The organism is Microcystis sp. M53598_WE2, from assembly GCF_030067735.1.
Lineage (GTDB): Bacteria > Cyanobacteriota > Cyanobacteriia > Cyanobacteriales > Microcystaceae > Microcystis > Microcystis aeruginosa.
In genome coordinates this window covers 1-10,314 of the sequence record NZ_JASJFE010001053.1, presented here as the reverse complement: position 1 = coordinate 10,314, position 10,314 = coordinate 1, and the positions used below count along the sequence as shown (strand labels likewise).

The 10,314-nt window shown below is 42.0% G+C and carries 9 protein-coding genes; 2 read left to right on the top strand and 7 right to left on the bottom strand.

All coding sequences use genetic code 11. The annotated features are described in order from the left end of the window. Positions 1-254: 254 nt before the first annotated feature. The 6 genes from PX636_RS21550 to PX636_RS21525 form a co-directional block, all read right to left on the bottom strand. Entirely contained in the window at positions 255-866 is a 612-nt protein-coding gene (locus tag PX636_RS21550; RefSeq protein WP_002799501.1) for a DUF4276 family protein, read from the bottom strand. A gap of 24 nt (positions 867-890) precedes the next feature. Beyond that, positions 891-2,078 carry an AAA family ATPase gene (locus PX636_RS21545; RefSeq protein ID WP_012266144.1) on the bottom strand — a complete coding sequence of 396 codons (1,188 nt, stop codon included), beginning with the start codon at positions 2,076-2,078 and terminating at the stop codon, positions 891-893. A gap of 609 nt (positions 2,079-2,687) precedes the next feature. Further along, a complete protein-coding gene (gene secA, locus PX636_RS21540; RefSeq protein ID WP_288118804.1) occupies positions 2,688-5,504 on the bottom strand; it encodes a preprotein translocase subunit SecA in 2,817 nt (938 codons plus the stop codon). 416 nt (positions 5,505-5,920) lie between these two features. Beyond that, entirely contained in the window at positions 5,921-6,358 is a 438-nt protein-coding gene (locus tag PX636_RS21535) for a pentapeptide repeat-containing protein (protein WP_002796262.1), read from the bottom strand. Positions 6,359-6,472: 114 nt separating this feature from the next. Next, positions 6,473-7,945, bottom strand: coding sequence for a BCD family MFS transporter (locus PX636_RS21530; protein WP_288118802.1), 1,473 nt, complete (start codon positions 7,943-7,945; stop codon positions 6,473-6,475). Between the two features lie 70 nt (positions 7,946-8,015). Then, on the bottom strand, positions 8,016-8,243 hold the full coding sequence (locus tag PX636_RS21525) for a DUF4351 domain-containing protein (RefSeq protein WP_288118800.1): 228 nt from the start codon (positions 8,241-8,243) through the stop codon (positions 8,016-8,018). A 214-nt stretch (positions 8,244-8,457) separates the two neighbouring features. On the opposite strand from PX636_RS21525, the gene PX636_RS21520 reads away from it, so the two are divergent. Continuing rightward, positions 8,458-8,784 carry a hypothetical protein gene (locus PX636_RS21520; RefSeq protein ID WP_002796267.1) on the top strand — a complete coding sequence of 109 codons (327 nt, stop codon included), beginning with the start codon at positions 8,458-8,460 and terminating at the stop codon, positions 8,782-8,784. 42 nt (positions 8,785-8,826) lie between these two features. Here PX636_RS21520 and PX636_RS21515 read toward each other — a convergent pair whose 3' ends face one another. After that, the gene (locus tag PX636_RS21515; protein WP_002796268.1) at positions 8,827-9,804 is read right to left on the bottom strand and encodes a glycosyltransferase; all 978 of its coding nucleotides are present in this window, start codon (positions 9,802-9,804) and stop codon (positions 8,827-8,829) included. A gap of 269 nt (positions 9,805-10,073) precedes the next feature. Here PX636_RS21515 and PX636_RS21510 point away from each other — a divergent pair, with 269 nt between their 5' ends. Beyond that, entirely contained in the window at positions 10,074-10,265 is a 192-nt protein-coding gene (locus PX636_RS21510) for a DUF2949 domain-containing protein (RefSeq protein ID WP_002738067.1), read from the top strand. Positions 10,266-10,314 lie beyond the last annotated feature (49 nt).

Genomic DNA, 10,314 nt, shown 5'->3' with positions numbered 1-10,314 from the left:
TTCATGCTTCAAACCAACCTACGTTCTTTTTAAATAAGATTTATAGCGTTTTTCAGTCTGCTGAGGTACAAAAGTTATGGGTTTTAGGCACTCATGCAAAAGGGAAGAAAAATAGGTGTACCTTACTAGCTTAGGAAACGCTATAGTTAAACACCGAATTTTGAACAATTATGCAACAATTTATTCAACAGTTAAAAATCGATTTATCCTTGACAGTGATCTAGCAGTTTCATCATTTACTTTCCTAAATATCCTTAGCTAATCATCGCCAATAAACCTTGATAAAAAATCTGAAAACTAGGAGAACAATTATGAGCAGGAGTCATAAATTGAGAAATTTCTCGGGCTGCTTTCACTTTTTCTAAACCTCCTCGATGATACCCAGCTTTTTGAAGTATCTTTTCTAAGTTTTCCCAAGTTCCGCCCGTAATTTCATCGGGTTTTCTGTATTTTGCTTGCTGTCCCACATTAGTAGAAACTTTGGGATAGGCTGAGACTATAGCCTGAATATCACCAAAAAACCAAGCTTCTAGTTCTTCTATAGCAATTCTATTTAACACCTGAAATGTTTTTTTATCTTCACTAATCGTTTTGGTGATCAGTCCTGTTTGTTGGGCAATATTTTCTAACTTTTCTTTGAGCATTTGACAATCTTCATTGTCTCTATCTACAAGAATAATGATTCGATAATCATCGGGTATCCAGCATTGATAGCCTTTTAATCGCTCCGGTAGTTTTTTGATTAAATCGGATTTACCTCGAAAGGCATGAATTTTATAGGTGACATTCTCAAATAATATTTTAGGTAAAATTTGATTTAAACATTCTTGGGTAGAAAATTCTTCAACTAAAAATTCAAGATGCACTTTTTCCCTCCTTTGCTATTAAACTTAAATGCTAGGATTACCCACATCAAAATAGTCCTCCATCCATAATTGACCCAACAAAGCACCATTTTGAATAAATTCCTTAACTCCTTGCATTGCTGAAGTACGTTTAGCTTGAGTAAAACCATTTTCATCTCGATAAAGTACCCAAACCTCCTCTGGTTTCAAACCATCTACAAAAAAGGGAGAATGAGTTGTTACCATTAATTGTGTACTTGCGGTCGCTGCCCGACATTCTTCTGCTAATTCAGGTAATAAACGGGGATGAAGATGATTTTCTGGTTCTTCTATTCCCAGTAATTGCGGAGGGCTTGGATCATATAATATAGTTAAATAAGCCAACATTTTTAAAGTGCCATCGGAGGCAAATTTGGCAAGAATTGGCTCTTGAAAAGGTGCGTCTTTAATTTGAAGTAAAAGCTGTCCATTCGGCATAATAGATGCTTCTACTTTTTCTAATCTGGGAATTCGACGAGAAAGGGTTTGTAAAATAGATTCTAATCGTTGAGGATGATCTTCTTTTAAATATTGAATAACATTAGGTAAATTGTCACCAGTTGGCGATAATCTTTCTTGCGCTCCTGCTTCTGGTTGAGTGCGAGTATTATCTGCGGTTAAGTAGGAAAGATACCAACTTGTGATAAAACGACGCAAAGCACTAACCCGGGGATGTTTGGCCAATTGTCCGAGGGTACTAACAGCTAAAAATTCCGGGGAGTCTAATCGTTCAGAGATTCGTTCATCTTTTGGTTTGGGATTTTCTCCACTAATCACTATTCCTCCCCCTTCTTTAAAGTCTAAAAAGCGATAAGGTTTGCCCTTCGCTCCTTGTCTCCACTGTAACCATTCTTCGGCAACATAAGGGCGATTGTTAGCTTCATTAATAGCCAAATGATAGGTAATTAAAGGTGATGCCAATTTTTCTCGATATTTTAATTCGATAATGATGTAACCTTCTTGTCCTCTGGTTCTTAATTCTTTAAATCTTCCCCGTCTGTCCCAAGCTTTTTTTAAACCAACAGTAAAACATTCAGAGAGGAAAGCAAAGACATCAAATATGGTAGATTTTCCGCTCCCATTAGGACCGAGAAAAACGGTTAAAGGAGTAATGCTTTTTAATTCTAAGTCCTGTAAAGCTCGGTAATTTTGCACGCGCAGATTTTCGATTCGAGGTATAGAGTTTTTAGACATTGATTGTTGCTCTCTGCTGCTTTTAGCTCGTCTTGTCCCAGATTAGCTGTTAATTTTCCCAGTTCCCGCAAAAAACTGGTCAATTTTTAGTAATCTCGCTCTTCTGGACTGGTTATAGCAAATTAGCTCTCCTGATTCTACCGCAATTTTAACAGCGATCGAGTTATACTAAATCTTATTTAACAAGAACGTAGGTTGGGCTTCGGCCGTGAGCTTTTGCCGAACGGTTGAAGCATGAAACCCAACGCTCTCCCGATTCTACCGCACTCCGAGTTTTTTCTTGGGGATAATCTCCTAACTTCTGACCATCTACTGTCGATTACCGCAAAGGATAGCCATTTATTCTATCAGAATGAGAAGATTTAATTATGATAACACTTGTGATTATGTTTTTCGCTGCCTTGCTGGCAGCTGCCGATTTTACTTACCAAGTTTTGATTCATTTTCCCGTACAAATCCTCAATTTTTTGGGGTCGTTGTTGTCCTATGGAGTAATCGGACTGATAATTTTCGTCCTAGTGTGGATTGTGGGTGACTGATTTCTCGGTAGAAAAAAATGAGAGAATCAGCCTTAGCCAATTCTCCCCAATTTCAGCCAACTTTTAATTTTTACTGTTCACTAGCCACTGCTTGGGGTTGTCCTTGCGGTTGGAATTGGAACAGGGAATAAACCACGTTACGACGGATATCAATCATCATTTCTAAAAACATCTCGTAGCCTTCCTGTTTATACTCAATTAGGGGGTCTTTTTGACCGTAACCGCGTAAACCAATCGACTCGCGTAAAGCTTCCATAGCTTGCAGGTGTTCGCGCCATAACATATCGATTTGTTGCAGGATAAAATAACGTTCGGCATCGCGCATTAAACCGGCGCGAATACTATCCACTTGACGTTCCTTAATTTCGTAGGCTTTGCGAACTTCTTCGTGTAGGAACATCTTGATATCATTAACACTCATCTCCTCGACATCTTTAGCGGTAATATCTGCCAACAGATAGACGAATTCCTGAGATTTACTAATCAGTTTTTCCAAATCCCATTCTTCCGCCGGCAGTTCGGGATTAACATAAGCCATGACGATTTCATCCATGGTTTTTTCGGCGTATTGCAGCACCTGTTCTTTTAGGTCCATCCCCTCCAAAACCCGACGACGTTCGGCATAAATAGCGCGCCGTTGATTATTCATCACCTCGTCGTATTCAAACACCTGTTTCCGGGCATCATAATAGAAGGTTTCCACTTTTCTTTGCGCGCCTTCCAGGGAACGAGTTAACATTCCCGACTCAATGGGCATATCTTCTTCCACCCGGAAGGCATCCATTAAACCAGCCACGCGGTCGCCCCCAAAAATCCGCAATAAATTATCTTCTAGGCTTAAAAAGAAGCGTGTGGAACCGGGGTCGCCCTGTCTGCCCGCCCGGCCTCGCAATTGGTTGTCAATACGGCGGGATTCGTGGCGTTCCGTCCCGATAACGTGCAGTCCGCCCCTTTCTACTACTTCATCGTGTTCTTTACCCGTGTAATCTTCATAACTTTTGCGAATTAATTTATAGACTTCCCGTAACTTTTGAATAACCGGGTCATCCGTGGGAGCTTTTTCGGCCGCGATGGCGATTTTTTCTTCCACTTCTAATTCGGGTAAACTTTGAGTTCCGTGGGTATCAACGGCAAATTTAACCGCTTCTTTCAGGGCATTTTCTACCTCTTTCGGTAACTCGGTGGGAAAAATTTCCGCCGAGGCACGCCAGTTTTTTTTCTTCTTACCCGGGGCGAATCCTTGCGGGCGATTGCGTTCTCCTAAACTGGGTAAACTAAAGGCCAAATTGTCATCCTCGGGCATAACTAATTTCGGCATTAAATACTCGCGAATTTTCAATCGGGCCATATAGTCGGAGTTACCACCGAGGATGATATCGGTTCCCCGTCCCGCCATATTCGTAGCAATAGTTACGGCTCCAGCCCGGCCTGCTTGGGCGACGATTTCTGATTCCCTTTCCACGTTTTCCGGACGAGCATTAAGTAAGTTATGGGGAATATTCCTTCCCTGTAATAAAAGCGAAAGCACTTCCGATTTTTCCACACTGGTGGTACCGACTAAAACCGGGCGACCCTGTTCGTGCATTTGTTGACATTCTTCGGCGACGGCGTTCCATTTTGCCTGTTCATTTTTATAGACCACATCGGCTAAATCTTGCCGACGAGAAACGCGGTTAGTGGGAATAATTGTTACTTGCAGGTTATAGACTTTTTCTAGTTCCGTTTCTTCGGTTTTGGCCGTCCCGGTCATGCCAGATAATTTCGGATAGAGTAGGAAAAAGTTTTGATAGGTAATCGTGGCTAAGGTTTGGGTTTCCTGTTGAATTTCTACCCCTTCCTTAGCCTCCACTGCCTGATGTAAACCATCACCCCAACGTCGGCCCGGTAATACCCGTCCCGTGAACTCATCAACGATAACAATTTCACCACTGCGAACGATATAGTTAACGTCTTTTTTCTGGAGTTCTTTGGCACGAATAGCGTTAGAAATATAGTGCGCCCAGGGATTTTCTTGGTCGTATAAATCGGTAACTCCTAATAGTTCTTCCGCTCTTTTAAAGCCTTCATCGGTCATTAAAACGTTACGGTCTTTTTCGTTAACTTCGTAGTCTCCCGGTCCGTCTTCTACTTTTTGGCGCACTAATTGCTTGGCGATTTCGGCGGCGAGAATATATTTTTCTGTGGGCCGATCGATCGCTCCTGATATAATTAATGGGGTTCTGGCCTCATCGATAAGAATGGAGTCCACTTCGTCGATAACGCAGTAGTTAAAGGGTCTTTGGACAACTTCCCCCATCACTGTAGCCATGTTATCGCGCAGATAATCAAAGCCGAGTTCGCTGTTAGTGGTGTAGGTGATGTCACAGGCATAATTTTTCTTTCTTTCTTCTGGACTCATGCCGGCTTGAATTAGTCCCACACTTAACCCTAAAAAGCGGTGTACCTGCCCCATCCACTCCGCGTCACGACGGGCGAGATAATCGTTGACGGTGACGACGTGAACCCCTTTTCCGGTCAATCCATTCAAATAAGCGGGGAGAGTGGCAACCAGGGTTTTTCCTTCCCCGGTTTTCATCTCGGCGATTTGTCCTTTGTGCAGTACCATTCCCCCCAATAACTGCACGTCAAAGTGACGCATCCCTAAGACTCGGATTCCCGCTTCCCGGACAATGGCGAAAGCTTCGGGGAGGATTTCCTCGAGAATCTCCTCTCTTTCGTCATAATTTCTGGCTTTGTCTAATCTTTCCTTAAATTCGCTGGTTTTGCTCCTTAATTCCTCATCGGACAGGTTTTTAATGTCTTCTTCCAGCAGGTTGATTTCGGTGACGAGGGGCTGAAATTTTTTAATTTTGCGGGCGTTGGGGTCTCCGAGTAGGGCTTTTAACATAGCAGTTTTTATTCTCTCGCTTCGATTGGCTCTTGGTCTGTGGTGTTAACAATTGTATCACTCTCGTTGGGAGTGGAGAATCATTTATCGGTGAACAGGGACGGCGTTGTCAGATTCAGAAGAGGAAAGATGCAATGCTCCCAACTGATTCGGAGCATCTTTCAATTTGACAACGCCGATTGTAGGGCTAATTCATGAATTAGCCCTACGCCGATTGTAGGGCTAATTCCACTGCTAAATCGAGCGACTCTTGTTCCCCACTTAAGCCCAACTATCGGCACTATTCGTTCATTAAACACTAATTGTCAAGATGCCATGTAATCTTTCCTATCAAAGTAATTTCAGTTCCGGTGCTGATTCGGAGCATCTTTCAATTTGACAACGCCAGGTTTTTAGATTCATTCAGCCCGCCCTATCTAGGGATTGCCACCACCCACAGCGATGCCAGTACCATAAATCTGAGCATTTGTCAAGTTAATTCTCTCCATCGATGCACCTGTCACATCGGCATCATAAATCACGGCACTGGTGAAATTGACTCCATCGAGATCAGCTTGATTCAAACTGGCATTAGTCAGAAAAGCTGCGGTTAAATTTGCGCCTTCTAGGTTAGCATCGGTCAAATCCGCGCCCTCTAAGTTAGCTTCCTCCAGATTAGCTCCTTGTAAATTCGCTTTTCTCAAATCGGCACCGATTAGATGCGCCCCTCTTAAATCTGCACCGCGGAGATCACAGCCTGGACATTCCCGCGTATTCAATAATTGTTGTACCTGTTGAGGATTTTCCGCACCGACGGGGTTAATCAGCAGTAAGGAGGCTAGGGAACCTAGGGCAATCATTAAAGTCCTTTTCATCGTTTTCGCCTCCTCTTTCGTTTTCTTCTCTACTTTTAGGATAGGAAAAAAGCGGCTAACCAACTTCCCCCGATCGGGCTAATTCTCCTGTTATCTCACTTTTACTTGCTTTTGCTAGTCGATCTCTCCTTTCATGACTGTTGCGATCGCTGCTCGGGCATTTTCCTTAAATTCCTTCACATCAACCCGACTTAATAACCAAACTGCCAGGATCATTCCCAATGCTTGCACGAGGAAAACTAAGCCATAGGCTAAAACCGGACTAGAAAAGACAACTTTACCGATATTTAAAATCGTACCGCCTAAAACCGTGGCTAATCCCCTGGCGATCGCTTGTGATAATCCCCAAGCGCCGATAAAAGTTCCTGCGGTTTCGGCGGCGGTTAAATCTAACATTAAACTGGTAGCCCCGGCGGTAATCATTCCCGAAGCTAAACCGAAAAAGAGCAAGCTTGATTTTAATAAACTTTGGTTAGCAGAAAAGCCAGCAAAAATCAAGAGAATAAAACAAATTGTTGCAAAAATACAGCCATATTTAGTGGTTTTTTGTTTACCGATGCGGGGAATGAGCATAAAACCCGTGGCAGCAATACCAAAAAGGGTTCCGGTTCCCCAAAAAGCGTTCAATTGGGTGGTTTGGGCGATACACATCCCAAAAACCTCGCCGCCAAAGGGTTCCATAATTGCATCCTGCATAAATAAACTCAAAGTCATCATCAGCAGAAAGGTGAAAAATAAACCGGTTTGCCGACTAGCGGTGAGAACTTGTAGGGCATCTTTAAAGGTAATTTGATCCTCTCTTTGCACAAGAGTGGACCGACTACTAAAACGAGAATATTTTTTTTCTACGCCAAAAGTCGCTAAAATACAGAGACCGAAAACGATAGCGGGCATAATCGCAAACACGGGGTTAATATTCGCCTGTAGTTGCGGAATATTGGCTATAGGGGCTGATTGAGTCGGATCATAGGTCAAAATATTTGTACCGCAGATATTGGGAGTATCCAGCAAACGAGAACTAACGATCGCCCCGACGACGATTCCCACCATCAGCATTGACCAAACTATAGCAACTAATTGCGATCGATTATCTTCATCGGACACATCCACTAAGAGGGCAGCAAAAGGGGTAGAACTGGCACTTAAAGCGAGTCCGTAGAGGGCGAAAATTAAGGCTAAGAGGGCAATCCAGGCGTAGGAAATGGTATTCCATCCCGAAGTTTGAATACTAAGTCCCAATTGCCAAACTACCTGCAAAGCAACAAAAGCTAAAGCGGTAAAAACTGCCGCCCCAATCCAGACATAACCGCTGCGATGATGACCAAAAATAGTTTTACCATCGGAGCTTTGCCCAAACCAGATGCGTGCTGGACTAACAAACTGGTGCATAGCGATCGCAGCTGTGGCGAGAAAGGGTAAAACTTTTAACTCATCGATCATAATCCGATTGAGAACCCCCAAAGTCAGCAGGGACATAATACCTAGTCCCATCTGAAAGAGTCCTAAGCGAAACATGGTGAAAAGTCCCAGTTTTGGCAGGGGTTTTGGGGATGAGTGAGTAGAATTGGAGATATCGCTGGTAGCCATGGTTAAATCAATACAAAAAAAGCCGGTATTTAAAAATTTAACGCAGGACGAGCAGACATCTTCTGGGGATTTAAGTTTCTGTGTCCAATAACCAAGTGGTCAGCTCTGTCAAGCTGGTAAAATCGAGCAGTGCTTCTCCTAAAGTTGCGAATTGTTCTAGAGATAGTTCTTGGATTTTTTGGCTTACAGTTGAGGATATTTCACCTAAACGACGGTTAAGTAGTTGTAGAATCAAAGAAACCGCTTCTGATTGTCTTCCTTTTTCTTGGATGTCCTGATCAATGACTGATTCGCCCATAATTTCTTCCCTTAATAAGTTTCTGGTGATTTCCTTACTTAATAATAACCCTGCCAGAATTGCTGTAGCAACGGCTAAATTGCTTTTTTCAGTTCTCCCCTTGATATTAAGTAGGTGGGTGGAATTAAATATAAGATGAACGTAGGTTGGGTTGAAGCATGAAACCCAACGCCAGCATGGGTTACGCTACCGCTAACCCATCCTACAAATAATTGTGCCTCCCTACTTATCAATTTTTGTGGCTACTTTGGCCAAGATTTTCCTATTGTATTATCCATTTTCCTGTAACTGTATGTTCGAGTTAATCGAGATCGCAAAAAATGGAGATTTCTACGCTCGCATCTTCCCCATTGTCCTCCCCGATGCCAAAATCTACAACCCCAAAGACCGACTAAAATGCACTCAATACAGGGAAACCCAAAGCAACGAACTAGAAGAAACCATGAAACAGGGAGGACTCGCCAACCGGCAAGGAATTATCGACGATCTAAATCTTGACACCGTGATCCAGAAGTCAAATCGTAAAGTGCTTACTCTGTAATGATTATAATCGATTCGATCTTTGTTTAGCGTTGAAGTTCCCTTAGGAATAAATTGGGTCTTTTTCCAACAAACCTAGCAATTTTTGCATTTTAATCCAAACTCTTCTCATTTGCCAGAATTTACTTTTTTCCATGGCGGCTATTTTACTGTCAGCTTTTTGTAATTCCTCGTCTCTTTCTCGATAATCCAATTGGGTTTTTTGCAATTCTTGTTGTAATTCTTGTTGATGAATTTCTAATTGTTTAATTCGTTCTCTAGCCTGTTCCAACTGAGCGAATATATCGACTTTTAAGGTAACTAAAGCAGCAAAAATGGCTTGGATATTTTGGGAGTAAAGTTGGGGATGATTATAAAAAAGTTGGGTGTAGGAATAGATATAGTGTTCTGCGGTCATTGAGCGACTCATAGAATCAGCTTTTTGTCGATAGAAAAATAACACTTCTGGGATACGATAGACTTCTCGACCTAATTCGATCAGAGATAACCAAAAATCGTGATCTTCCCAACCATAAATTAAATTAGTATTATAGCCCCCCACAGTTTCCCAATCGGATTTCCGAAACAAACCGGAGCAAAATATCATATTATCTACTAATATATCGGGAAATTCATACTCAGGCAGCGGCCAAATTCCTTGTCTATCCCCAAAATACTCCGCTTCGCAATAAACTATACCTAATTGCTCATTACCTTCTAGCAAAGCAACCGCTTTTTCTAGATAGGAATCGGCAATTTTATCATCGGCATCAAGAGGAAGAATATAGGTTCCTTGCGCTTGGGCAATTCCTAGATTTCTCGCTGTGGCAACCCCTTGATTTTCTGTGCGGATGATCCGGGTTTTTGGCTGTTGATAATCTTGTAAAATCTCGATGGTTTCCGGTTCTGTGGATCCATCATCAATGACAAGGATTTCAAAGTTTTGGTATGTTTGCACTAAAACAGCTGTGATCGCATCATCAAGATAGCGACCTTGATTATAGCAAGGAATAATCACGGAAACTTGAGGAACATGACTCATTGAGGGAAATTCTCTCCTACTCCAGCAAAAACTAGGTTATCAATAGCTTATCCCAAAAGTTCCCCTTTCTCGTTTTTCTAAGTAAAGGAAGTGTTGATATCCCTACTAGCAATTTCGGGATAGTAGAACATATTATGGATAAATTCTTAAATTATTCCGATTGGTGGACAAAATCACCCAATTGGGTGATCCCCGTGAGGGAAGCATCTCTTTTTAATAGAGGATAAGTTATTCAATAATCCGATTATCATTACCAATGATCCTTAATCATGGAAGCTCATCAACAAAAACAACTCCGCACTTTCCTCTTGGAAAAATTAGCAATTTCCCCCCGTTCCCTCGATATGGCTGTGCGTCTCTGTGAAGCATCGGTGGGTTCTTTGCCGATGGTTTTATGGCAGTACGGTTTAATCGATTTGTCGCAATTGAATCAAGTTTTTGACTGGATGGAAACTGTATAATTATTTTCCAAGAATATGCTCATTAATTATCATTTTTATTAAGAGAATT